Origin of the sequence: Bradyrhizobium arachidis (assembly GCF_015291705.1) — a bacterium.
Taxonomy (GTDB): Bacteria; Pseudomonadota; Alphaproteobacteria; order Rhizobiales; family Xanthobacteraceae; genus Bradyrhizobium; species Bradyrhizobium arachidis.
In genome coordinates this window covers 8,097,765-8,120,695 of record NZ_CP030050.1, presented here as the reverse complement: position 1 = coordinate 8,120,695, position 22,931 = coordinate 8,097,765, and the positions used below count along the sequence as shown (strand labels likewise).

The window sequence follows — 22,931 nt, the reverse complement described above, 5'->3', positions numbered from 1 at the left end:
GAGGGGGTACAGGTCTTTCGACGATTTCTCGTGTGGAGAGAGGCCCCTGACCCCAAACCTCTCAGCGCGAGCGAAGCTCGTCGCGCCCCCGTAAGAACGGGGCGAGGGGGCGCACTGCCGATGCGGTCGCAGTTTGATTCAATTCAAAAAAAATCTAAGCCGCGGTGGTCTTCGGCCGCAGCCGGTCGACCGTCCGCGCGATCAGCGCGGCAACCTCCGGCACCTTCGGCCCAATCCGAAACTCCGGTCCCGCAACGACGACCGAAAGCCTGCGATCGCCGATCGGCAGCGGGATCGCCGCGCCGGCGAGGTCGCGGCTGTAGTCCGCAAAACTCTGGCAGTAACCGCGCGAGATCGAGTTGCGCAGCTCGGTCTCGACGGCCTCGATGCTGATCGGCGTCGAGGGGCCGTACTGCTTGAACTCGATCTTGCGATAGACGGAGTCGCGCTCTTCCTGCGAATATTGCAGCAGCAGCGCGCGGCCGCTCGCGGTGGCGTGGATCGGCACGCGGTGGCCGATGGTCGCGAAATAGCGGATCGCGGCCTTGGACTCGACGACGTCGATGAACACCGCCATCACGCCAGCCGGCGCCACGATCGAGGCGGTCTCGCCGGTCTCGGCAGAGAGATCGGCAATCAGCTGATGCGTCCACGGCGGCAGCGGCTCGACCTCCGAGATCATCCGCGCCATCGCCAGCCACCGCGGCGTCGGATAGAAGCCGGCGCGCGGCCGCGGCTCGTAGAGATAGCCTTTCTCCGACAGCGTCGCGAGCAGGTTGAAGGTCGACGAGCGCGGCCAGCCGAAATGATCGGCGATCTCGGCAAGCGTCGCCGGCTTCCTCGTTTGCGCGAAGAATTCCATGATCTCTAGGACGTTTGCGGCTTGGCGAACGATCATGGTGGCGCTGCGTCCTGCTAGGGCTGGCCGAGGATCTTCTTCGCGGCGCGAAGATGCGGCTTGTCGATCATCTGGCCGTCGAGCCGCAGCGTGCCGGAGTTGGGATTGCTGGCGAATGCCGCGATCACCTTCTCCGCCCAGCTGCGCTCGGCCTCGGTTGGTTCGAACGCCGCGTTGACGACGTCGACATGCTTGGGATGGATCAGCGCCTTCGCCGAAAACCCGTCGCGCCGCGCCGCGCGCGTTTCCTGCTCGAGGCCCGCGAGGTTGTCGATGTCGGTGTAGACGGTGTCGATCGGTGCGACCTCGGCCGCGGCGGCCGCCATCAGGCAAAGATCGCGCGCGAGGCGATAGGGGCTATGGAACACGCCGCCCGAGGCCTTTTCGGTCGCACCGAGCGAAGCGGAGAGATCTTCCGCGCCCCACATCAAGCCGGCGAGGCGAGAGGAGCAGCCCTTGTAGCTGCCGAGCCCGAAGATCGAACTCGCGGTCTCGGTCGCAACGCAGACGATGCGCGTCGCGCCGACCGTGATGCCGGATGCCGCTTCCAAAGCTTCGAGCCAGGTCGCGATCTGCCGCACGTCGTCGCCGCCTTGCGATTTCGGCAGCACGATGCCGTCGGGTCTGCCCGGCATCACCGCGGCGAGATCGGCAAGCGTCATGCCGGTGTCGAGCGCGTTGACACGGACATAGAGCTGATGCGGGCCGGGACGGCTCTTCAGCATCGCCAGCGTGAGCCCGCGCGCCTCCGGCTTCTTCTCGGTGACGACGGAATCCTCGAGATCGATGATCAGCGCGTCGGCCTTGCCTTCGCTCGCCTTCTCGAATTTGCGCGGGGAATCGCCCGGCACGAACAGCATCGAACGCATCAGACCGGCCTCTTGTGCATCAGCGCCATGCGGCGGCATCTGCCAACGATGTCATCGTTCTGGTTCAGAGCATGGTGCTCGAACTCGACGATGCCGGCCTTGGGCCGCGATTTGGATTCCCGCACCGAGAGCACCTTTGTCGTCGCCCGCAACGTGTCGCCATGGAAGACCGGTTTCGGAAAGGTGACGTCGGTCATGCCGAGATTGGCGACGGTGGTACCCAAGGTCGTATCATAGACCGTCATGCCGATCATGATGCCGAGGGTGTAAAGGCTGTTGAAAATGCGCTGGCCGAATTCGGTCTTTTCGGAGAAATGCGCGTCGATATGCAGCGGCTGCGGGTTGAGCGTCAGCAGGCTGAACATGGTGTTGTCCATCTCCGTGACGGTCCGGGTCAGCGGATGCCTGAACTCCTGGCCCACCGAAAAGTCTTCGAAATAAAGTCCGGCCATCGCGGTTTCCTCCCTGCGTCTTGCGATTTGGCCCGCGCTGCCTTTAGGGCGGCGCGGCCAGGTGAACTGCTTTTTGCTCTGCGAGCTGCTCGATCTCCTCAGTCGAGAAGCCGGCCTCGCGCAAAATGTCGCGGCCGTGCTGGCCGAGCGTCGGCGCGGGACCGGCGGCTTCCGGCTGGGTCACGCTCCAGGTCGAGGGCACCCGCATCTGGCGGATGCGCCCCTCAACGGGGTGATCGACGGTCCTGAAGAAGCCGGTCGCCTTGAGGTGCGGATCGTCCAGGATGGTTTCCAGCGTATGCATCGGCATCACCGGGATATCGGCGCGCTCGAGCAGCTCGCGCCATTCCGCCGTCGTGCGCGTCAAGAAGATCTGGCCGATCTCCTCGTAGATCTCGTCGATATGCTTGGTGCGCGCCGCGTGGTTGGCGAAGCGCGGCTGCTCCAGGAAATGCGGCTGCTCGATCGCCTCGAAGAAGCTGCGCCAGTGCTTGTCGTTGTAGATCAGCACGCAGAGATAGCCGTCGCTGGTCTTGTAGGGGCGGCGATAGCGCGAGAGCAGGCGGGCGTAGCCGCCATGGTCGAGTGGCGGATTGTAGGTGAGACCGCCGAGGTGATCGACCAGCACGAATTCCGCCATGGATTCGAACATCGGCACGTCGATGCGCTGGCCCTGGCCGGTGCGCTGCTGGTGCATCAGCCCGCCCATGATCGCATTGACCATCATCAGCCCGACGATGCGGTCGGCGATGGTGACCGGGACATAGCGCGGCGTGCCGTCGCCGGCGGCAGCTAACAGCGTCGGAATGGTGGCGGCGCCCTGGATCAGATCGTCATAGGCAGGCTTGGCCGCATAGGGGCCGGACTGGCCGTAGCCGAATGCGCCGACATAGACGAGGGCGGGATTGATCGCGGCCAGCGTCTCATAGTCGAGACCGAGCCGCGCCATCGCCTGCGGACGTACATTGTAGACGAGCGCGTTGGCGCTCCTCGCCAGCCGCAGCAGCGTGTCGCGGCCTTCCGCCTTCTTGAGGTCGAGCACGATGCTGCGCTTGCCGCGATTGGCGTTGTGGAACATCCCGCCGATGCCGGGCGTGCGGCCCGGCCCGATCTGGCGAACGATGTCGCCCTCGGGGCTTTCGACCTTGATGACATTAGCGCCCATGTCCGCCAGCACCTGGGTGCCGTAGGGGCCCATCAGCACCGAGGTCAGGTCGAGAATGGTGAAGCCGGCGAGCGGTCCCATAGGTCCCCGTTGAATGAATTCACATATGTGGAGTTAGAATTCATAAATCGTCGGTGTCAATTCGCGGCTGTCCCCGTGCGGCGCATAGCTCTATGCGTAGTTCATATACTTGACAGATAAATTCACGTATATGTACATTTTCCCCAAGCAAGAAATGGAGTGAGGGCCGGACGGTGCCGCAGCAGACCGCTGCCGCCTTCGGCGTGGGGACGCGTCAAGGAGAACCAAATGAAGAAGAACCTGGTCTGGGCTGCAGCCGCGCTCGCGCTTTCGCTGCCGGTCTCGACGATGTCGGCGCAGGCGATCGAGCTGAAGGTCGCCGACTCTTTCCCCGCCGGTCATTACCTCGTTCGCCTGCTGCTCAAGCCCTGGATGGACGACGTCACCAAGCGCACCAATGGCGCGGTGACCTTCACCTATTATCCGAACCAGCAGATCGGCAAGGCCGCCGACATGCTGCGCCTGACACAGTCCGGCGTGGTCGACATCGGCTACATCGGGCCGTCCTATGTTTCCGACAAGATGCCGCTGTCGGAAGTCGCGCAATTGCCAGGCGCGTTCGCGACCAGTTGCCAGGGCACGCTCGCTTACTGGAAGACCGCGCGCGAAGGCATCTTGGCCAAACAGGAATACGCTCCGAACAAGATCAAGCTGCTGATGGCCGTGGTGCTGCCGCCCTACCAGGTGTGGACCGTCAAGTCGAAGGTGGAAACCACCAAGGACATGCAGGGCCTGAAGCTGCGCACCACGGGCGGCGCGCAGGATCTGACGCTGCGTGCGCTCAATGCCGTGCCGGTGCGCATGGCCGCGCCCGATGCCTATGAATCGCTGTCGCGCGGCACCATGGATGGTCTCTTGTTCCCGCTCGACAGCGTCGTGTCCTACGGCCTCGACAAGCTGGTCAAGCACGCCACCGAAGGCGTCAGCTTCGGCAGCTTCATCGTCGCTTACTCGATCAACCAGTCGGTCTGGGACAAGCTGCCCGACGACGTGAAGAAGGCGATGAACGAGGCCTCGGAGGCGATCACGCCAAAAGCCTGCGCAGACGTCGACAAGGAAGGCGAAGTCACCAAGAAGCACATGCAGGACGAAGGCGTCAGCTTCGATCCGCTGCCGGAGGCGACGCGCGCCGAGATCAAGGACAAGCTCAAGGGCGTCGGCAAGGAGTGGGCGAGCGGGCTCGACAGCCGCGGCAAGCAGGCTTCTGCCGCGTTGAAGGAGTTCGACGACCTGCTCGCCGCGGGCAGCAAGTAATCCTAAACGAAGAGGGAGGCGCGAAGTGATCGAACGGGCGGGGCAAGTGCTCGGCGCGCTGGAGCGCGCGCTGACGGTGATCGCGGTGGTGTTCCTGTTCGTGATCATGCTGCTGGTGGTGACCGACGTGTTCATGCGCTATGCGCTGAACAGCCCGTTCGCCTTCACCTACGACCTGATCGGGCTCTATCTGCTCGCCGGCGTGTTCTTCTTCACGCTGTCAGATGGCTTGCGCGAGCATGCCCATGTCGGCGTCGACATCCTGCTGTCGAGGTTCTCGCCGACGGGGCGGCGGCTGTCCGAGATCGTCACGGCGCTCGCCGGCCTGTTCGTGTTCATCCTGATCTGCAAGGTCGGCTTCGAGCGTGCTCTGGAGAATTACGAGCAGCACGACGTGCTCTCGGGTGCGATCCCCTGGCCGACCTGGATCTCGGCGGCGCTGGTGCCGTTCGGCTGCGGCGTGCTGGTGCTGCGGCTGGTGCTTCAGCTCGTCGGCAATGTGCTGAGCCTCGTCAGCGGCCGCGATCTCTATCCGCTGCCGCCGGTGACCGGCGTCGGCGAAGCACGCAGCTTCGAGTAACGGCAGGCCTCCATGACACCTTTCATCGTTCTCGCCCTGCTGTTCGGCCTGCTCGCGCTCGGCACCCCCGTCGGCTTCGCCATGGCCTTTTCCGGCTCGGTCGGCCTCGTCATGGTCGGCGGCTGGTCCACGCTGTTCGGCATCTTGCAGACCGCACCGCTCTCGACCGTCTCGTCCTATGAGCTGATCACCATCCCGATGTTCCTCCTGATGGCGGACCTCGTGCTGCTGTCGGGCGTCGCGGATGATCTGTTCAAGACCGCATCAGCCTGGGTCGGCCGCATCCCCGGCGGCCTCGGCATGGCGACCGCGCTCGCCGGCGCCGGTTTCGGCGCGATCTGCGGCACCTCGACGGCTTCGGCGGCGACGCTGTCCTCGACCAGCCTGCCCGCAATGATCCGCCAGGGCTATGAGCCCAAGATGGCCGCCGGCGTAGTCGCGATCTCGGGCACGCTGTCGATGCTGCTGCCGACCAGCGTCGCGCTCGTCATCTTCGGCCTGCTCGCCGAGGTCAACATCGGCAAGCTGCTGATCAGCGGCATCATCCCGGCGATCCTCGTCACCATCACCATCATGGCCACGATCTATTTCCTGGTCTGGCAGGATCCTTCGCGCGCACCCGCCGCGAAGTCGGTGCCGTGGCGCGAAAAGTTCGCGCTGCTGTGGCAAGTCTCGCCGATGGTGGTGTTGTTCTCGATCGTCACAGGCACGATCTATCTCGGCGTCGCGACGCCGACCGAGGCCTCGGCCTTCGGTGCGTTCGGCGCCTTCCTGCTCGCGATCGTCAAGGGCAAGATCACGCCGACCTCGCTCTACAAGACGCTGCTGCGCGCCTGCCACGGCACCTGCATGATCATCATGATCCTCGTCGGTGCCTCGATCTTCGGCTACTTCTTCACGCTCACCCATGTAACGCAGGATCTCGTCGCCTGGATCGGCAGCTTGCCGACCTCGCGCTGGGTGATCATCACGCTGATCCTGTGCGGCTATATCGTGCTCGGCTCCTTCATGGATCAGATCGCGATCCTGGTGCTGACCGTGCCGATCGTGCTGCCGCTGATCAAGACGCTCGGCTTCGATCCGATCTGGTTCGGCGTCATCAAGATCGTCACCGCCGAGGTCGGCATGATCACGCCGCCGGTCGGGCTGAACTGCTTCATCGTCGCCCGCTACGCCAAGCGGCCGGTGGCCGAGGTGTTCCACGGCACCTTCCCGCATTTCATCGCGCACCTGATTGCAATCGCGATCCTGGTGGCGTTCCCGTCCATCATTCTCTGGCTGCCCTCGCAGATGGGGCGCTAAGCTTAACGAGCCTCCACAAGGAGACCATCATGGATTTCGCGCTCACCGATCAGCAGGAAGCCATTCGCGACGCGATCGCGAAGATCTGCGAAGGCTTTCCCGATGCCTACTGGCTGAAGAAGGACCACGACGGCGGCTTCCCGCACGATTTTCACAAGGCGCTGGCGGACGCCGGCTGGCTCGGCATCTGCGTGCCGGAGGAATATGGCGGCTCCGGGCTCGGCATCACCGAAGCAGCGATCATGATGCGCACCATCGCGGAGTCAGGCGCCGGCATGTCCGGCGCCTCCGCGGTGCATATCAACGTGTTCGGTCTCAACCCCGTCGTCGTGTTCGGCACCGAGGAGCAGCGCAAGCGCATGCTGCCGCCGATGGTCGAGGGCCGCGAGAAGGCGTGTTTCGCCGTCACCGAGCCCAACACCGGCCTCAACACCACCCAGCTCAAGACGCGTGCCGTCGCCAAGAACGACCGCTACATCGTCAACGGCCAGAAGGTGTGGATCTCGACCGCGCAGGTTGCGCACAAGATCCTGCTGCTGGCACGCACCACGCCGCTGGAGGATGTGCGTTCGCCGACTCACGGGCTCAGCCTGTTCTATACCGATTTCGACCGCAGCAGGATCAAGGTCCATGAGATCGAGAAGATGGGCCGCAAGATCGTCGATTCCAACGAGCTCTTCTTCGAGGACTTTGAAATTCCGATGGAGGACCGCATCGGCGAGGAGGGCAAGGGTTTCCAGTACATCCTCGAAGGCATGAACCCCGAGCGCATCCTGATCGCCGCGGAAGCCGTCGGCCTCGGCAAGCTGGCGCTGTCGCGCGCGACCGAATACGCCAAGACGCGCACGGTGTTCAATCGTCCGATCGGCAAGAACCAGGGCATCCAGCATCCGCTCGCGGTGAACTGGGTCGAGCTGGAGGCAGCCTGGCTGATGGTGATGCAGGCGGCCTGGCAATACGACAAGGGCTTGCCCTGCGGCGCCGGCGCGAACGCCGCGAAATATTTCGCAGGCGAAGCCGGGTATCATGCCTGCGAGCAGGCGGTGATGACTCATGGCGGTTTTGGTTACGCCAAGGAATTCCACGTCGAACGCTATTTGCGCGAGGTGCTGATCCCGCGCATCGCGCCGGTCAGCCCGCAGCTCGCGCTCAGCTTCATCGCGGAAAAGGTGCTGGGGTTGGCGAAGTCGTACTAGGCTGAGGGGCTGGAGGATCGCCATGAACCTCGCTCACCATCTCCTGCGCGCCGCCAGGGCCGACGCATCCGCACCGGCGTTGCTCAAAGGGCTGACGCCGGTCGCCGACTACGGCCGGCTCGCGACGACGGTGGCCTCGCTGGCTGCAGCCCTGCAGCAACGCTTTAGCCTCGCCAGAGGCGATCGCGTCGCGCTCTTGATGAAGAACGTGCCTGACTATGTCGCCTGTCTCTATGCCTGCTGGCACGCTGGGCTGGTCGCCGTTCCCATCAACGCAAAGCTGCATCCGCGCGAGGTCGCGTTCATTCTCGACAATTCGGGCGCTGCCGTCGTCTTCGTCACCGAGGACATGGCGAGTGTCGCGTCGGAAGCCCTGGCGCTCGGCGCGGCCAAGCCGCGCATCGTCGAGATCGGCTCGGCGGAGCATCGCGCGCTGGAGAAGGCCGACGGCATTGCCATTGCTGACGTTGCGATCACCGATCCCGCCTGGATCTTCTACACGAGCGGAACTACCGGCCGGCCCAAGGGCGCGGTGCTGAGCCATCGCAATCTGCTGGCGATGTCGCTGAACTATCTCGCCGAGATCAATCCGGTGGTCCCGGGCGAGGCGCTGCTGCATGCCGCGCCGATGTCGCACGGCTCGGGCCTCTACATGGTGCCGCACGTGTTCGGCATGGGCGCGCAGATCATTCCGGAGAGCGGCCGCTTCGAGCCCGACGAGATCCTGGGGCTGACGGCGAAGCGCGAGAACATCTCCTTCTTCGCCGCGCCGACCATGGTGCGGCGCCTGACGGTCGCAGCGGAAGCTGCAGGTGCGACCGCGCCAGGGCTGAAGACCATCATCTACGGCGGTGGCCCCATGTATGTCGCCGATTGCAAGGCGGCACTCGCGGTGTTCGGGCCGAAGCTGGCGCAGATCTACGGTCAGGGCGAGACGCCGATGACCATCACCTATTTGCCGAAGTCCATGCATGTTGGTGCCGGGCATCCGCGCCATGAGGAGCGCCTCGCTTCGGTCGGCATCGCGCAAGGCGTCGTGCAGGTTCGCACCGTGGACGAAGCCGGGCGCGACGTCGCGCCTGACGAGATCGGCGAGATCATCGTGCGCGGCGATACCGTGATGTCTGGCTACTGGCAGAACCCGGATGCGACCGCGAACACGCTGCGCGACGGCTGGCTCTATACCGGCGACATGGGCGCCTTCGACGCCGACGGCTTTCTCACGCTGAAGGACCGCTCCAAGGACGTCATCATTTCCGGCGGCACCAACATCTATCCGCGCGAGGTCGAGGAGGTGCTGTTGCGGCACGAGGCGGTTGCCGAAGTCTCCGTGATCGGCCGACCGCATCCGGAATGGGGCGAGGAGGTCGTGGCCATTGTAGTTCCGGCCGAAGGCAGCGCAGTGACACGGGACGAACTCGATCAGATGTGCAACGCCTGGATCGCGCGCTTCAAGCGGCCGAAGCATTATTACCTCGCCGGTGAGCTACCGAAGAACAGCTACGGCAAGATCGTGAAGACGGAGCTGCGCACGCTGCTGGCCCAGTCCTCCGCGCGCCTCACCCCGATGGACTGAGCAGGGAATGCCTGAGCTCTCCGCGCCGATCGACTTCTCCGGCCTGATCCGTGAGGACGATCTCGTCGCGTGCGGGCAGGCGACGGCCGAGCCCACTACCCTCACCGAAGCGCTGATGGCGCAGGCGGCGGATCTGCCGCCCTTTCGGATGATGGTCGGGCCGGTATTCTCGGAAACGTTTTTCGCGGCAAGCGCGAATGTGTCGTTCCAGAGCTATGGCGTGATAGGCAATGCGCGGCGGCCGGCCAAGGCTGGGCGGCTCGACGTGATCCCGAGCAATTACAGCGCCTTCTGTGCCGACTTCGCCGCGCGCCGCCACAAGGCCGATGTCGTGCTGGTGCAGCTTGCGGAGTCCGTGGGACGGCTCAGTGCCAGCCTCTCCAACGACTATGTCATTGATGCCGCGCGCGGCGCGCGCCTCGTCATCGCCGAGATCAATCCGGATGCGCCCTTCACGCTTGGCGCGGAATGGCCGGCCGACGTGCCGATCCATGTGCGCGTAGCGGCGCGCCGCCCGCCGGTTGAGTTGGCTTCACCGCCTCTGGATGATGTCTCGCGGCGCATCGCCGCCCATGCCGCGAGCCTGATCGCCGACGGCAGCACGCTCCAGTTCGGCGTTGGACGCATCCCGGACGCGATCCTCTCCTCGCTGTCGCATGCGCGCAACATCGGCATCCATTCCGGCCTGGTCAACGACGCGGTCGTCGACCTGATCGAGCGCGGCGCGGTGACGAATGCGGAGAAGGGGATCGATCTCGGGATCACGGTCACCAATCAGGTGATTGGTACAAAGCGCCTCTACGGCTTCGTGCACGAGAACAAGGCGGTTTCGGTGCGGCCGACATCCTATACGCACGGCCAGAATGTGCTGGCGCGGATCAACCGGCTGGTCGCGATCAACTCGGCGCTGCAAGTCGGGTTGGATGGCAGCGTCAATTCCGAGACGCTGAACCGCGTTGCGGTCGGCGCAATCGGCGGGCAGCTCGATTTCGTGCGCGGCGCCAATGCGTCGCCCGGAGGCAGGGCGATCATCGCGCTGCCGGCGACGGCCTCGGACGGAAGCAGCCGCATCGTCGCCAATGTCGAGACGGTGACGACGCCGCGCGCCGATGTCGACGCCATCGTCACCGAATGGGGCATCGCGGAGCTGCGCGGCTGCGGGCTTGCCGAGCGCGCGCGCCGCATGATTGCGATCGCGGCGCCAGAGCACCGCGATGCGCTGTCGGCGCAGCTCCGTAAGTCTGCGCGCTAGCTCAGTTCATCATCGCGAGCGTCGGACACGCGCTCTCGCCGGACCCGATGATGGCAGGGAGATCCGTCGCTTCGCCGGCGATCATGTGCGACATTTGCCAGAACAGATGCGCAAGGCGGGAGAACACCAGCCGCTCGCGCTCGGCTGGAACGGTGCCATCAGGAATCGTCACGGTCTCCAGGCCAACCACCTTCTTGAAATCCGGCCAGATCGTCATCGACTGCGCGATCACCGAGTAGCAGCGCGGATCGTCCTCGCTCTCGTCGTGCGCGGTCGGCAGGCCCGGATATTGCGTCGGCGCGGCGTAGAACTTGTAGGCGCCATAGCCGAGCTGGAGCAGGAATTTTTCGGACACCGCGACGTCCGCGGCGAAGGAGACCAGGCGCGCCTCGCTCAGCACGTCCGGATCGATCGCGCTGAGGTCCGATGCGCGCAGCGCCGAGCAGAAGGCGAGGTCGCGATTGTGCTCGCGGAGCAGATTGGCGAGAGGCTGCTGCTGTTGCACGGTATCGGTGAGCAGGATGATGGTCTTGAGCATCGTGTGATGTCCGTCAGGGAAAGAGATGGCGTGCGGTCATGACCGCCTCATTGGCGGCATGGGATGCGAAGAAGTCGTTGGCGATGCGCTGTCCCGGCGCGATCTCCAGGATGCGGTAGCGCGCAAGGGCAGCGGCTTCGCGCGCGGCGCCGACGTCGTCCTGCCAGGCGCAGAGCGACAGCTCCAGGCGGCCATAGCCGCCGCAATCGGCGGCATAGGCACAGGTCACGGCCTCCACCGTTGCGGCGACCGCGCCGGCGTCGCTGGCGGCGACATCGCGCAGGATCACGGCGATGCCGGTGCCGGTCTCGGCCTTCGAGGTCATCACCATGAAGGCGTCGCGGGGGCCGGTGCGTCCGGCGCGGCGGGCCGCGCGGGCGATGCCGGCGAAGCCGGGATCGGGGCCGAGGTCCAGCGTCGTGGTCTGCTCGCCGTGCAGGATCGTGGCGCGCATCGCGCCGAGGTCGCCCTTCAGCGCGTGATAGGATCGCGGCAGCCATACGGTGTCGAGCGGCACCTGCGAGGAGGTCAGGCTCCAGGCCTGATCGAGCAGATAGCCTTCCCAGATCGCAGGATAGGACGCGGCGAGCTGCTGCCAGCTGCGCAGCAGCATCTCGGCGCGGTCGGTGCGGCCGAGATAGAGCGTGCGCGCCGACACCTCCCAGCGATTCCATTTATGGAGCGCGACGTCGCAGCCGAGGAAGGACGGCAGCAGGGGCGCCTCGCGCAGCACGGCGCCGGCTTCGACGAACAGCAGCGGCTCGCGGTACTTGTTCCACATCCGCACCATGAACTCGGCCTTCTCGAAGCAGAGCACCCGGTCGCCGAACTCGGTCTCGATCGGCTCGATATGGCAGGCGAGGTCGAAGCGCTCGAGCGAGTGCCGCAAGGCGAAGGCCGCGGTCGCGTCGCCGCCGCGCGGATAGCAGGAGACGATCCGCGGCCGGTCCGTGGATGCATCCGCAGCGGTGAGAAATTTCGACCAGCCGATACCGCCCCACCACAGCTCGTGCGGGCCTTCGGCGCCGCAGGGGCCGACGGTGCCGAACTCGGTCAGCTTGGACTTGAGGAAATCGAAACCCGGGTTTTCGCTGGTGGGAATGACGACGGCGCAGCCGGGCGTCAACGAGCGGTAGAACAACTCGGCCGCGGCGCCGCTCGGCGGTTCCTTCAGGATGATGACGCCGCTGCGCCTGGCCTCGCCGGCGCCGTCGAGCGTCGGGGCGCCGTACTGGCCGACCAGCCAGTCGAGGCGATCGCGCTGGGCCCGGCCGAGCTTGATGCTGCCCGATTGCAGCAGCCGATCAAGGTTTTCGTGCGTCCCGTCCGTCAAGTCCCATACCCCCTCGTGCCAGCCCTTGGACTTCAACGGCCGGGACGGCGCGATCAGGCGCGCTATTTGAGGCTGGCGCCGAGCGGAGTGATCGCCACGGAATAGATCGCGATATCCTCGGCCATCGGGGCGACGGGGATCAGCAGGCAGCCGTCTTCGCTCTCGGCGCGATAATGATCGCCGCGCCGCTCGATCCCGGCATAGACCAGGCTGTCGGCCGCGACGCCGATCACGTCCTGGCTCTCGGCGGCGTCGCGGATGTCGTCGGCGGTCTGGATGGTCACACCGTGCAGCAGGCCTTCGGCGGCGAATTTCGGCAGCGGCAGCGCGATCATGGCAATGCCCATCGCGCGCGAGACCGGAATACGTATGCGCAATTCGCCGAGCCCGGTGCGATGGACGGTCACCGACTCCAGCGCCGCCTCGCCGTCGCCGCGGAACAATCCGACCTGAACCGAGCCGCCGGGGCTCTCTTCAAAGACGTCGGCCGGCAGGCGGTTGGCGCCAAACAGCGTATAGAGATAAGCGTGAGACGGCGACATCAATGCAAAGCTGCCGGCCAGCCACATCGGCGGCGCGGCCGACGTGCAGGCGGCAGAGAGGCCGCGCGCGGTGATCTGCCGGCGAATGAAATCGCCGTCCAGCATCGGCGCCAGCGCATGCGTGCCGAGATTGACGTCGTGCTTCAATCCGCCGAGCAGCGCCAGCTCGTCCTCGTCGGGTAACAGCAACAGGCGCGCCAGCGTCGCCGCGCACCAGCGCGCGGCGATGTCGGGCGTGGCATAGGGGCTGAGACGAAACTCGCGCGCCACCTTTCCGGCGCTGCCGGCGAAGGCGAGGGCGCCGGACTGGATCTCGCCGGCCAGTGCGATCTGGCTCGCGGGCCGCGGATTGATCTCGCGCAGCACCCGGTCGCCGTCATAGTCGCGCACCGAACCGTCGGCCGAGCAGCAGATCTGCTCCAGCAGCGCGACATTGCGGATCAGCATGCGCTTGACGTGAGGGGTGACCACGAGGTCGGAGATGAATCCTGCCGCGCTGTCGTCCTCGGCGATGTCGTCGAAGGCGTCGTCGAGCGACATCAGATAGGCGCCGTGCACGCGGATGCCGAGGCCTTCGATGTCGAAGATACGGCGCAGCGCCTTCTGCACGCTGCCGGAATAGCCGAGATCGGCGAGCACGAGATCGGTACAGTCGTCGAAGCCGGGAATGGCATGGCGGAGATAGGCGAGCAGCCGGGCGCGCAAGCCAGCGGCGAGTTCGACGATCTCCGCCGGATCGATCAGCTCCGACAGCGCCTCGGCCAGCGCTTCGCCTGTGGTAATTCCATCGGGGAAGCCGGCGAAGAAGAGGGCGACCTTCGGCGGCATCATCTTCATCATGTCCTGGAAGGTCGGTGCGTCGATCTTGAGGACCTTGCTAAGGAGATTGACCAGCGGCTGGATCGTGTCGGCGGAGGCGATCAGGCTGACGCGGCGGTTGATCTCGAGATAGGCCGAACGCGTGTCGTGCAGCTCCTGCCAGATCCGGTGCGGCAGAAAGCCGTCGCGGCCGAGGAAGCCGAGCGCGACCTTGCGGCCGGGACCGGACACCTCCGCGCAGCGCCTCGCGATGAAGGCGTCGAAGGCCGCCATGACCGGGCCGAGCACGGTCAATCCGAGGCGGATAGCGGGGGATTTCTCGGCGCTGCGGGCCGCGACCATGCGGCGCAGCGTTCGCGCGCCGTGATCGAGCCGCGACGGTGCGCTAGCGCATAACAGCTCGAACAGCGCGCCCTCGCGCTGAAACCTGGAAGCCAGTTGCGCGGTCGCTTGCGGATAGTAGCGGGGGCGGATGCCGTGGCGCTTCGCGCCCCTGATGTCGGCCTTCTCGTTGTCGCCGACGTGAAAGGAGGAGCCAGCGTCGACACCTTGCTCCGACAGATATGTCGCGAACAGCGTCTCGCTCTTGCTGCTGCCATGATCGCAGGACGCGTAGAGGAAGTCCCATGTCAATCCGGGATGGCAGGCCCGCAGCAAGCGCGCCAGCCGACCGGAATCCCAATAGGTGTCGGAGATGAATCCGACGCAGTGTCCGGCGCGCTTCATGTCCAGATATTGCCGAAGCATGTCCGGATTGGCGCGGCAGAGCTCGAGCTCGGCGGCGAACTCCGATTCGACGAGGTCGTTCAGATCGCTGCGCGCGAGACCGAACAGCCTGAACGGAAAGAAGGAATAGATCTCGCCGATATGGACTTCGCCGCTGCCGCGCTTCTCCCTCGCAGTTCTGCGTGCGCGCGATTCGGCCTGGATTCGGTGCTGAACGAAACTCGCGGAAACATTCGGACAAATTCTTGAAATGCCGGATAGCTCGTAAGTCCTTTCAAATACGCCATCCGGCGTCGCGCAGGCGCGCAATAGAAATGTATCGAAAACATCGAACGACCAAGCAGAAACAATTTTCGCGCGGCGCTCCGCACCGGCCGTTGCGATCGTCATGCCGAAAATCCCCGTCCACCAGGACGATTAACGCGCGCATGTGGGGATTCAGGCGCTCTCGATGCGAAAAAAGTTCACGCGCGATTCAAAATCGCGCTCGTCGCAACTGACAGATTCAAAAAAATCGCTAGGTTCGAAAAAGGTGATTCGGAAAAAATTGCCGGGTGCGGAAGTCGTCTCGCGTTCATTCACACTCGGAAACAATCGCTGCTTCACGCGCTTCGCGCATGCCGCGTTCGATCACCTAGTGCCGCGTAATGTCAGCGTTTTCTCTCCACTGCATCTGTTCAGGATGGATGATCCGCCATGGCGCGAGACGATGTGATGATTGCAGGTGTGACGCGCGAGGTGATCGCGCGCTCGGCAATTATTGCCCGATACTCGGCAAAAACGACCGACTAACATCTTGAAAAATAACAAAAATTCTCCGCCTGGATTGTTTTGTCGCCGCGTTCAACGCCTGGAAGCCGTGTGGCATGTGCGCCGCCGGCATTGCGGGTTGGAGGTTGCGGGATGAGTTACGCTGCTGATGTCTGGGCTCCCGCCGAGGCCGAGATCACGGCGACGGTGCCGGCCGATGCGATCGTGCCGGTGATGCCGTCGGTGCCGCTCGCACCCGACAGCGCGCCCGTGACCGCCGAGATCGTCTTCGATGAAGACAGCGAACTCCTCGACAGGCTCGCTGCCGACGACGAAGCGGCGTTTCGCATGCTGGTCGAGCGTCACATCGACCGTGCCTATGCGATCGCGCTGCGCATCGTCGGCAATGCGGCCGATGCCGAAGACGTGGTGCAGGACACCATGCTCAAGATCTGGAGCCATCGCGGCCGCTGGCAGCACGGCCGCGCCAAATTCTCGACCTGGCTCTACCGCGTCATCTCCAATCGCTGCATCGACCTGCGCCGCAAGCCGCGCAACGAGAATGTCGAGACCGTGCCCGAAGTCGCCGACGGCCAGCCGGGCGCCGTCGAGATCATCGAGCGCAACGAGCTGAACGACATGCTGGAAGTCGCGATGCAGCGCCTGCCCGAGCAGCAGCGCCTCGCCGTCATCTTCTCGTACCACGAGAACATGAGCAACGGCGAGATCGCGCAGGTGATGGACACCACGGTGGCCGCAGTCGAGTCGCTGCTCAAGCGCGGCCGCCAGCAGCTGCGCCAATTGCTGCGCAAGCACGAGCGCGACATCCGCACCGCGTTTACCGACTGCTAACCATAAAATTGGCCCCGCGAAAATTATCGCGCCTGATCTCTTTGCGCTCCGCCGTTTGAGCGAACGGACGGGGCTGCGGTCTGCGTCGTCAATCGTCTTCAACGATGCGGCACGCCATGCCCATCAGCACAGGAGCTTGCAATGCCTGCAATCAACACCAACACCGCCGCGAACTCCGCGGTCCGCTACCTCAACATCAACTCCGCACAGGAGAGCAGCTCGCTCTCGAAGCTGTCGAGCGGTTCGCGTATCACGTCGGCCTCCGACGACGCCGCCGGCCTTGCGATTTCCACCCGCATCTCTTCGGACGTCACCACGCTGCAGCAGGCTGCGACCAACGCCTCGCAGGCGACCGCGATCCTCCAGACCGCCGACGGCGGCGCCTCCAACATCTCCGACATCCTGGCGCGCATGAAGTCGCTGGCCTCGGAGTCCGCGTCGGGCACCACGACCGATTCGAGCCGCGCCTACATCAACTCGGAATTCACGCAGCTCACCAGCGAAATCGATTCGATCGCGAGCGGCACGCGTTATTCCAGCCAGAGTCTCCTGGATGGCACGAGCGTGTTCTCCTCGGGCGTCTCCGTGCTGGTCGGCTCGTCCGGCTCCGACACCATCACCATCACCCTGACGAGCCTGACCGCGTCCTCGCTCGGCGTCTCCTCGCTCGACGTCAGCTCGCTGTCGGACGCGACCTCGGCGCTGACCGCGCTCGATACTGCGATCGACACGGTCTCCGCCGCCCGCGCCAGCATCGGTGCGCAGGAATCGCGCTTCAACTTCTCGTCCGACTCGATCTCGACCCAGACCCAGAACCTGCAGGCCGCCAATTCGGCCATCAAGGACGTCGACATCGCGGCCGAGCAGGCCAAGCTGTCGTCCGCCGAGGTGAAGACCCAGGCTGCGGTGTCGGCCGAATCCGCGGCGAACCAGATGCCGCAGTACCTGCTCAAGCTCCTCGGCTGAGGCGTGAGGCGCAAACGACCGTCATGCCGGGCCGGCTTGATGCCGGCCCGGTTCTCCCTGGGATGGAGCGGCCAGCAAAGTGACCAGCGTCAGTTCGAGCACCAGCAGCACGTCGACCACGAGCTCGAGCACGTCGAGCGCGTCCTCGGTGACCACGACCGGCACCAGCACATCGACCAGCATCGACTGGAGCGCGCTGATCACCGCGGCGGTGAATGCCAAGCTCACCCAGGCGACCACGATCTCGACGACGATCACCAACAACGAAGCCAAGATCTCGGCCTATCAGACGCTTCAGACCGATCTCTCGACGCTGTCGAGCGGACTGTCCTCGCTCGCGACCGCCGTCGTCAACTCACTGGCCACCAACGTCTTCGCCACCCGCGCGGCCACGCTGAGCTCCACCGGCGACGTGAGCGCGTCATCCGCGCTGTCCATGTCGGTCAGCAATGGCGCGGCAACCGGCGACCATACATTGACGATCAGTCAGGTCGCGACTGCGCAGAAGGTGGTCGGCACCTCGCAGTCGAGCCAGACGGACGAGCTCGGCTATTCCGGCACGTTCTCGATCGGGCTCGAGGGCGGGACGACAGCCGACATCACCGTCGACAGCACGATGTCGCTTCAGGACATCGTCGACAGCATCAACGCGCAGACCTCCACCACCAACGTCCAGGCGTCGATCGTCCAGGTCTCGAGCGGGTCGTATGAGATGGTGCTGACGGGCACCGAGGATGCCGCCGACATCACCTATTCCAGCACGTCGGGCGACGATATTCTGAACAAACTGGGTGTCACCGACAGCACGGGCGCCTTCGCCGACGTGCTCCAGACCTCGCAGGCGGCCGAATTCACGCTCGACGGGATCTCGATGACCCGCGACACCAACGACATCACCGACGTGCTCACCGGCGTGACGTTCAACCTGCTCCAGGCGACGCCTGATGGTGCCACGGTGAACATCAGCATCGAGCCTGACACCAGCCAGATCGAGTCCGCGGTCGAGACCTTCGTCACCAATTACAACACCTTTCGCGATGCGGTGATCGCGCAACAGGCGACCAGCTCGGACGGCACTGCGGATTCGAGCGCGGTGCTGTTCGGCGACGGCACCATGCGCGACATCATGGATGCGCTCCAGAACGCCCTCAACAGCACGGTGGGCGGCCTCACCATGGCCGATGTCGGCCTGTCCTTCAACGAGAAGAACGAGCTCGAGCTCGACACCTCGACACTGTCGGAGATCCTCAGCACGAACTTGAGCGGCGTCACGACGCTATTGTCGGCGCAGACCAAGACCTCGTCGAGCCAGCTCACCGTCGTCAACACCGGAACCTCGCCGCAATCCTTCACGCTCGACGTCACGGTTGATGCCGACGGCAATCTGTCCTCGGCATCGGTCGGCGGCGATTCCTCGCTGTTCACGGTCAGCGGCACGACGATCATCGGCGCGGCCGGAACGGCTTATGCCGGCATGGCCTTCACCTATTCGGGATCGACCTCGCAGTCGATCACGGTAACCTCGACCTCGGGCATCGCCACCCAGCTCTATCAGATCTCCAAGAACTACTCGTCGAGCTCGGGCGCATTGCAGACAATGATCACCAACCTGACGGATCGCGACAACGAGCTCCAGCAGAAGGTGGACGACATCGAGAGCGCGGCGTCCGCCTACCAGACGCAGCTCCAGACCCAATACGCAAGCTATCAGGCCGCGATCGAGAGCGCGAACAACACGCTCAACTATCTCAAGGCCCTGCTCAACTCCAGCTCGAGTGATTGATGATGCATAATCCGATGGCGTACATGGCCAACCAGGCCTATCGGGGAGCCGCGACCAGCGTGCCGCCGCTCAAGGCGATCTCGATGCTGCTCGGTGGCGCCGTTACCTTCCTCCAGAAGTCGCTGGCCGCGCAGGAAGCGCGTCGCTTCGAGGAGGGGCATGAGTATCTGATGAAGGCGACCGCGATTTTGCGCGGGCTCAGCCACAATCTGGATTTCACCAGGGGCGGCGCCGTGGCGGAACGGCTGTTCCAGACCTACAATGCAATGATCCTGGCGAGCCTCAAGGCGTTCGGCCGGCCGCATGCGCGCGAGAGCTTTCGGCGCATCATCGCTGGGCTGACCGAGCTGAAGGAGGCCTGGGAGCACGTCGACGCGACGGTGCGGGGCGGCAAGGCCGCGCCGGCCGATTCGGCCCACAAGGGCTGACGAGGCCCGGCTCGCCGATCCCGCATGCGTCCCCGCGATCGACACGACCGCCGTTTTGGCCGCTTTCCGTAGCGCCGCGGGCGTTTTGGCGCGGAAGACCGCTGAAATCCGGTTTCCGCCGCGCCTACAATGCTTTATGACGGGCCTGACCGAGGCGGGATCGGCGGGCGATGGACGTCACCGAGTTTGAGGAACTGATCGATCGGCTGGGCGAGGATCTCGCGCTCTGGCCGGATGATCGACGCCTGCCCGCCCAGGAGCTGCTGGCGCGATCGTCCGCCGCGCAAGCCCTGCTCGAAGAGGCGCGCACCTTGCGCCAGGCGCTCGCTGCGCCCCCGGTCCGCGCGCCCAAGGGCCTCGCCGACCGCATCGTCGCCGCTGCTGCAAAAATGAAGAGCGACCCCGCCGAGCCGCGCAAGGAAGGCGAGACGGCGGAGAGCTGAACGGCTTCCGCTGAATTCTCTTTTGACAACTTCGCGGTTGCGGCAGCAAATAGCTTACTGATCACGAGAGGTCGTCATGCCCGGGCTTGTCCCGGGCATCCACGTTCTTCGTGCCGTGCGGCAAGTCGTGGATGGCCGGGTCAAGCCCGGCCATGACGCTTGTGGAAGGTCAACGTCTCCAACACGCAGCTCAGATCCGGTTGCTTTGCTCTGACCGAGGCGAGAACGTGCGGCTCGATCGCTACAACACATCAAACTGACTTCCCTCGCACGCGGCAGATTTTGCCGTGTCGAAAGCGGCTTTTCGCGCGCGCGAATCCTCGCCTGAAACCGCGCGCCCACGCGTTTCATCAGCACACAGATTTCAAGCGCAGCCAAGCGACACCTGATCGCCGGCGGCGCGAGAAAGTGGAGTTTTCTGATGACCGTTTCCGCCACGAGTTCAGCAACGACCGCGACCACGACGTCGTCGTCATCGAGCACGTCGTCGAGTTCGTCACTCACCTCGAGCGATTTCCTCAGCCTGCTCGTCAGCGAGCTTCAGAACCAGGATCCGTTGAACGCGACGTCGACCACGGACTTCATCAATCAGCTCACCTCCTATGCGAATTTCACCCAGCAGCAGTCGATCAACTCCAACATGTCGTCGCTGGCGAGCTCGTTCTCGAGCCTCGTGACGCTCAACTCGGTGAACTATATCGGCCACACCGTCGAGGCGAAGGGCGACACGTCGACCTTGAGCAACGGCTCGGCGACCTACGGCTACTCGCTGTCCTCGGCCGCCTCCAACGTCTCGATCAGCATCTCGGACTCCTCCGGCAATGTCGTCTACACCGGCACCGGCACGGGCAATTCCGGCTCCAACAGCTTCACCTGGGACGGCAAGGACTCCAGCGGCAATCAGCTCGCGGACGGCGGCCAGTACACCATCTCGGTGACCGCGACGAACTCCGCTGGCACCTCGGTCCTCAACTACACGACCGTCAGCGGAACGGTGACCGGCATCGACACCTCGACTTCCACGCCCTCGCTCACGGTGAACGGTGTCGCGATCAGCGCCGCCAACATCCTCGGCGTCACGTCCTGATCTCACGTTCTGATTTTCTCGGAGTTTCACCATGAGTCTCACCGGTGCATTGTCCTCGGCGATCTCGGCGCTCAGCGCCCAGAGCCAGTCCCTGTCGATGATCAGCGACAACATCGCCAACTCCGATACGACCGGCTACAAGACGACGTCGGCGATGTTCGACGCACTCGTGACGGCTTCGAGCAACACCACCTCCTACGCATCGGGCGGCGTCACCGTCTCGGGGCGCTCCAACATCACCCAGCAGGGCCTGCTCGCCGCGACCTCCAATGCCACCGACGTCGCGATCCAGGGCTCGGGCTTCTTCGTGGTGACCAGCGCCACGACCGGCGGCATCACGTCCTACACCCGCAACGGCGCCTTCACGATCAACAACGCCGGTTATCTCGAGAACAACGGCAGTTACCTCGAGGGTTGGCGCACCGATGCGGACGGCAATGTCGTCGGCAGCGAGTCCGCCAGCAACCTGGAGGCCATCAACACCCAGGTCGCCTCGACCAGCGGCAGCGCCACGACCAAGACCACGATCGCGGCCAATCTGCCGTCCGATGCCGCCACCGGCGACACCTATACCAGCTCGATGACGGTCTACGATTCGCTGGGCGCCGCGAATACGATGCAGATCACCTGGACCAAGACCGGCACCAACGCCTGGAGCGCGAGCTTCGCCAATCCGACCTCGACCTCGGACACCACGACCGCGACCGGCACGGCCTCGGGCACGATCGACATCACCTTCAACAGCGACGGCTCGCTTGCGAGCACCAGTCCCGACCCGGCGACGGTCTCGATCACGGGCTGGACCGATGGTGCTGCCGACAGCACCGTCACCATGGACCTCGGCACCGCCGGAGGCACCGACGGCCTGACGCAGTATGCCTCGGGCGAGACCACGCCCTCCGTCAACGTCACCAGCATCGACTCCGACGGCCTGTCCTACGGCAAGCTGTCCAGCATCTCGATCGGCAAGAACGGCGTGGTCGACGCCACCTATTCCAACGGCGAAACGATCGCGATCTACAAGATCGCCGTAGCGACATTTGCCGATCCCAACGGACTTGCGGCCGCGAGCGACGGTCTTTACTCGGCGACCGTGGCATCGGGCAACGCCGCCTTGCAGGCCTCCGGCGAGAACGGTGCGGGCACGATCTACGGCAGCGAGCTGGAATCCTCGACCACCGATACCTCCAGCCAGTTCTCGAGCATGATCTCGGCGCAGCAGGCCTACTCCGCCGCGTCCCAGGTCATCTCGACCGTCAACAAGATGTACGACACCCTGATCTCGGCGATGAGGTGAGCGATGCGCGGCGAAGAAGCCAAGGCTGCGGGAGAGGCGCTGTTGCGCCGACTGCGGCGGCTGTTGGTTCGAGCAGCCAGCGCCAAGGGCAGCGACCGCAAGCAATTGCTCGCGCTGATCGACGACATCGAGACGACCCGTCGCGGCCTGTTGGAAAGGCGCGCCGAAGTCGAAGGCGAGATGCGGCAGGCGACCGTCAGGACCACCGCGATCGGCGCTTATCTGCGCAACTCGCAAGTCCAGCGCGGCAAACGGCACAACTAGAAGAAGGCGACGACCATGAGTGCAGCTCAAGCCAAGATGACGGACGCCGCGAATGGCGATATCAGGATCAAGTCGCTGATCACGCTGATCGAGACGCTCACCGCGCTGGTCGCGGAGGAGAACGCCGAGCTCGCCAAGGGCCTGCCGGCCTCGCGCCTGAAACAGGTCGACGAGAAGAACCGGCTGGCGGAGATCTTTGAGCGGACCGTTGCCGAGTGTGCGGCGGGGACGACCAGCCTGACCGTCAGGGATCGTGTCTTGCGCGAGCAACTGATGGAGCGGATCCTGAAGCTGCGCATGGCAATGGACGAGAATCTGGTGCGGCTGCGCGCGGCGATCGAGGCCAGCAACCGCCGGATCGAGGCCGTCATGCAGGCGATCCGCGAGCAGATCGCGGCGGTGTCGCCCTATGGTGCGTCCGGTCGCGTTGCCGCCGCCCGCGCCGTCTCCAGCGGCACCAGCCGCAGCGCCTGACGGT

The 22,931-nt window shown here is 64.7% G+C and carries 24 protein-coding genes; 16 read left to right on the top strand and 8 right to left on the bottom strand.

The window, feature by feature from the left end; all coding sequences use genetic code 11:
- Positions 1-154 precede the first annotated feature (154 nt).
- The 4 genes from WN72_RS38245 to WN72_RS38230 are packed head-to-tail and all read right to left on the bottom strand — an operon-like array spanning position 155 to position 3,465.
- Positions 155-898 (bottom strand): IclR family transcriptional regulator, encoded by a 744-nt coding sequence (locus WN72_RS38245; RefSeq protein ID WP_027560848.1) that lies wholly within the window; start codon positions 896-898, stop codon positions 155-157.
- A gap of 17 nt (positions 899-915) precedes the next feature.
- Complete coding sequence (locus WN72_RS38240) at positions 916-1,767, bottom strand: HpcH/HpaI aldolase/citrate lyase family protein (protein ID WP_027560847.1); 852 nt, start codon at positions 1,765-1,767, stop codon at positions 916-918.
- Positions 1,767-2,219 carry a MaoC family dehydratase gene (locus tag WN72_RS38235; protein WP_027560846.1) on the bottom strand — a complete coding sequence of 151 codons (453 nt, stop codon included), beginning with the start codon at positions 2,217-2,219 and terminating at the stop codon, positions 1,767-1,769. The genes WN72_RS38240 and WN72_RS38235 overlap by 1 nt, the downstream gene beginning before the upstream one ends.
- A 43-nt stretch (positions 2,220-2,262) precedes the next feature.
- The gene (locus WN72_RS38230) at positions 2,263-3,465 is read right to left on the bottom strand and encodes a CaiB/BaiF CoA transferase family protein (protein ID WP_092212931.1); all 1,203 of its coding nucleotides are present in this window, start codon (positions 3,463-3,465) and stop codon (positions 2,263-2,265) included.
- 228 nt (positions 3,466-3,693) lie between these two features.
- On the opposite strand from WN72_RS38230, the gene WN72_RS38225 reads away from it, so the two are divergent.
- The 6 genes from WN72_RS38225 to WN72_RS38200 are packed head-to-tail and all read left to right on the top strand — an operon-like array spanning position 3,694 to position 10,625.
- Positions 3,694-4,719 carry a TRAP transporter substrate-binding protein gene (locus WN72_RS38225; RefSeq protein ID WP_092212929.1) on the top strand — a complete coding sequence of 342 codons (1,026 nt, stop codon included), beginning with the start codon at positions 3,694-3,696 and terminating at the stop codon, positions 4,717-4,719.
- A gap of 25 nt (positions 4,720-4,744) precedes the next feature.
- Positions 4,745-5,299 (top strand): TRAP transporter small permease, encoded by a 555-nt coding sequence (locus WN72_RS38220; protein WP_027560843.1) that lies wholly within the window; start codon positions 4,745-4,747, stop codon positions 5,297-5,299.
- 12 nt (positions 5,300-5,311) lie between these two features.
- Positions 5,312-6,601 (top strand): TRAP transporter large permease, encoded by a 1,290-nt coding sequence (locus tag WN72_RS38215; protein ID WP_027560842.1) that lies wholly within the window; start codon positions 5,312-5,314, stop codon positions 6,599-6,601.
- Between the two features lie 29 nt (positions 6,602-6,630).
- On the top strand, positions 6,631-7,797 hold the full coding sequence (locus WN72_RS38210) for an acyl-CoA dehydrogenase family protein (RefSeq protein ID WP_027560841.1): 1,167 nt from the start codon (positions 6,631-6,633) through the stop codon (positions 7,795-7,797).
- Between the two features lie 22 nt (positions 7,798-7,819).
- Entirely contained in the window at positions 7,820-9,373 is a 1,554-nt protein-coding gene (locus tag WN72_RS38205; RefSeq protein ID WP_092212927.1) for an AMP-binding protein, read from the top strand.
- A gap of 7 nt (positions 9,374-9,380) precedes the next feature.
- Positions 9,381-10,625, top strand: coding sequence for an acetyl-CoA hydrolase/transferase family protein (locus WN72_RS38200; RefSeq protein WP_092212925.1), 1,245 nt, complete (start codon positions 9,381-9,383; stop codon positions 10,623-10,625).
- Between the two features lies 1 nt (position 10,626).
- On the opposite strand, the gene WN72_RS38195 is transcribed toward WN72_RS38200, so the two are convergent.
- The 3 genes from WN72_RS38195 to WN72_RS38185 form a co-directional block, all read right to left on the bottom strand.
- Positions 10,627-11,163: a hypothetical protein gene (locus WN72_RS38195; protein WP_092212923.1), complete on the bottom strand. Its 537-nt coding sequence runs from the start codon at positions 11,161-11,163 to the stop codon at positions 10,627-10,629.
- Between the two features lie 13 nt (positions 11,164-11,176).
- On the bottom strand, positions 11,177-12,496 hold the full coding sequence (locus WN72_RS38190; RefSeq protein ID WP_092213101.1) for a hypothetical protein: 1,320 nt from the start codon (positions 12,494-12,496) through the stop codon (positions 11,177-11,179).
- 62 nt (positions 12,497-12,558) lie between these two features.
- A complete protein-coding gene (locus WN72_RS38185; RefSeq protein ID WP_092212921.1) occupies positions 12,559-14,973 on the bottom strand; it encodes a hypothetical protein in 2,415 nt (804 codons plus the stop codon).
- A gap of 61 nt (positions 14,974-15,034) precedes the next feature.
- Here WN72_RS38185 and WN72_RS38180 point away from each other — a divergent pair, with 61 nt between their 5' ends.
- The 3 genes from WN72_RS38180 (at position 15,035) to WN72_RS38170 (ending at position 17,151) form a co-directional block, all read left to right on the top strand.
- On the top strand, positions 15,035-15,298 hold the full coding sequence (locus WN72_RS38180) for a hypothetical protein (protein WP_156950829.1): 264 nt from the start codon (positions 15,035-15,037) through the stop codon (positions 15,296-15,298).
- A 188-nt stretch (positions 15,299-15,486) separates the two neighbouring features.
- Positions 15,487-16,185: an RNA polymerase sigma factor gene (locus WN72_RS38175; RefSeq protein ID WP_027560835.1), complete on the top strand. Its 699-nt coding sequence runs from the start codon at positions 15,487-15,489 to the stop codon at positions 16,183-16,185.
- Between the two features lie 141 nt (positions 16,186-16,326).
- The gene (locus WN72_RS38170) at positions 16,327-17,151 is read left to right on the top strand and encodes a flagellin (RefSeq protein WP_027560834.1); all 825 of its coding nucleotides are present in this window, start codon (positions 16,327-16,329) and stop codon (positions 17,149-17,151) included.
- Positions 17,152-17,172: 21 nt separating this feature from the next.
- On the opposite strand, the gene WN72_RS47255 is transcribed toward WN72_RS38170, so the two are convergent.
- Positions 17,173-17,379, bottom strand: coding sequence for a hypothetical protein (locus tag WN72_RS47255; protein ID WP_231164439.1), 207 nt, complete (start codon positions 17,377-17,379; stop codon positions 17,173-17,175).
- Between WN72_RS47255 and fliD the strand changes: the two genes are divergently transcribed.
- The 7 genes from fliD to WN72_RS38135 all read left to right on the top strand — a co-directional run bounded on the left by fliD (position 17,300) and on the right by WN72_RS38135 (position 22,927).
- Positions 17,300-18,934 carry a flagellar filament capping protein FliD gene (gene fliD / locus WN72_RS38165; RefSeq protein ID WP_231164108.1) on the top strand — a complete coding sequence of 545 codons (1,635 nt, stop codon included), beginning with the start codon at positions 17,300-17,302 and terminating at the stop codon, positions 18,932-18,934. The genes WN72_RS47255 and fliD overlap by 80 nt on opposite strands.
- Positions 18,934-19,362, top strand: a complete 429-nt coding sequence (locus WN72_RS38160) for a flagellar export chaperone FliS (RefSeq protein ID WP_027560832.1) — start codon at positions 18,934-18,936, stop codon at positions 19,360-19,362. Before fliD ends, WN72_RS38160 begins: the two co-directional genes overlap by 1 nt.
- A 170-nt stretch (positions 19,363-19,532) precedes the next feature.
- Entirely contained in the window at positions 19,533-19,805 is a 273-nt protein-coding gene (locus WN72_RS38155; RefSeq protein WP_027560831.1) for a hypothetical protein, read from the top strand.
- A 421-nt stretch (positions 19,806-20,226) separates the two neighbouring features.
- Positions 20,227-20,892 (top strand): flagellar hook assembly protein FlgD, encoded by a 666-nt coding sequence (locus WN72_RS38150; protein ID WP_092212917.1) that lies wholly within the window; start codon positions 20,227-20,229, stop codon positions 20,890-20,892.
- A 31-nt stretch (positions 20,893-20,923) separates the two neighbouring features.
- Entirely contained in the window at positions 20,924-22,189 is a 1,266-nt protein-coding gene (flgE, locus tag WN72_RS38145) for a flagellar hook protein FlgE (protein ID WP_027560829.1), read from the top strand.
- Positions 22,190-22,192: 3 nt separating this feature from the next.
- Positions 22,193-22,453 carry a hypothetical protein gene (locus tag WN72_RS38140; protein ID WP_027560828.1) on the top strand — a complete coding sequence of 87 codons (261 nt, stop codon included), beginning with the start codon at positions 22,193-22,195 and terminating at the stop codon, positions 22,451-22,453.
- 15 nt (positions 22,454-22,468) lie between these two features.
- On the top strand, positions 22,469-22,927 hold the full coding sequence (locus WN72_RS38135) for a flagellar protein FlgN (RefSeq protein WP_092212915.1): 459 nt from the start codon (positions 22,469-22,471) through the stop codon (positions 22,925-22,927).
- The last annotated feature ends 4 nt before the right edge of the window (positions 22,928-22,931 follow it).

Coding starts and splice junctions, on each gene's coding strand:
- WN72_RS38140 (WP_027560828.1), top strand. CDS start 22,193: ATGCGCGGCGAAGAAGCCAAGGCTGCGGGAGAGGCGCTGTTGCGCCGA.
- WN72_RS38225 (WP_092212929.1), top strand. CDS start 3,694: ATGAAGAAGAACCTGGTCTGGGCTGCAGCCGCGCTCGCGCTTTCGCTG.
- flgE (WP_027560829.1), top strand. CDS start 20,924: ATGAGTCTCACCGGTGCATTGTCCTCGGCGATCTCGGCGCTCAGCGCC.
- WN72_RS38180 (WP_156950829.1), top strand. CDS start 15,035: ATGCGAAAAAAGTTCACGCGCGATTCAAAATCGCGCTCGTCGCAACTG.
- WN72_RS38185 (WP_092212921.1), bottom strand. CDS start 14,973: ATGACGATCGCAACGGCCGGTGCGGAGCGCCGCGCGAAAATTGTTTCT.
- WN72_RS38195 (WP_092212923.1), bottom strand. CDS start 11,163: ATGCTCAAGACCATCATCCTGCTCACCGATACCGTGCAACAGCAGCAG.
- WN72_RS38235 (WP_027560846.1), bottom strand. CDS start 2,219: ATGGCCGGACTTTATTTCGAAGACTTTTCGGTGGGCCAGGAGTTCAGG.
- WN72_RS38155 (WP_027560831.1), top strand. CDS start 19,533: ATGGACGTCACCGAGTTTGAGGAACTGATCGATCGGCTGGGCGAGGAT.
- WN72_RS38210 (WP_027560841.1), top strand. CDS start 6,631: ATGGATTTCGCGCTCACCGATCAGCAGGAAGCCATTCGCGACGCGATC.
- WN72_RS38200 (WP_092212925.1), top strand. CDS start 9,381: ATGCCTGAGCTCTCCGCGCCGATCGACTTCTCCGGCCTGATCCGTGAG.
- WN72_RS38135 (WP_092212915.1), top strand. CDS start 22,469: ATGAGTGCAGCTCAAGCCAAGATGACGGACGCCGCGAATGGCGATATC.
- WN72_RS38160 (WP_027560832.1), top strand. CDS start 18,934: ATGATGCATAATCCGATGGCGTACATGGCCAACCAGGCCTATCGGGGA.
- WN72_RS38230 (WP_092212931.1), bottom strand. CDS start 3,465: ATGGGACCGCTCGCCGGCTTCACCATTCTCGACCTGACCTCGGTGCTG.
- WN72_RS38215 (WP_027560842.1), top strand. CDS start 5,312: ATGACACCTTTCATCGTTCTCGCCCTGCTGTTCGGCCTGCTCGCGCTC.
- WN72_RS38240 (WP_027560847.1), bottom strand. CDS start 1,767: ATGCGTTCGATGCTGTTCGTGCCGGGCGATTCCCCGCGCAAATTCGAG.
- WN72_RS38245 (WP_027560848.1), bottom strand. CDS start 898: ATGATCGTTCGCCAAGCCGCAAACGTCCTAGAGATCATGGAATTCTTC.
- WN72_RS38205 (WP_092212927.1), top strand. CDS start 7,820: ATGAACCTCGCTCACCATCTCCTGCGCGCCGCCAGGGCCGACGCATCC.
- WN72_RS38175 (WP_027560835.1), top strand. CDS start 15,487: ATGAGTTACGCTGCTGATGTCTGGGCTCCCGCCGAGGCCGAGATCACG.
- WN72_RS38170 (WP_027560834.1), top strand. CDS start 16,327: ATGCCTGCAATCAACACCAACACCGCCGCGAACTCCGCGGTCCGCTAC.
- WN72_RS38150 (WP_092212917.1), top strand. CDS start 20,227: ATGACCGTTTCCGCCACGAGTTCAGCAACGACCGCGACCACGACGTCG.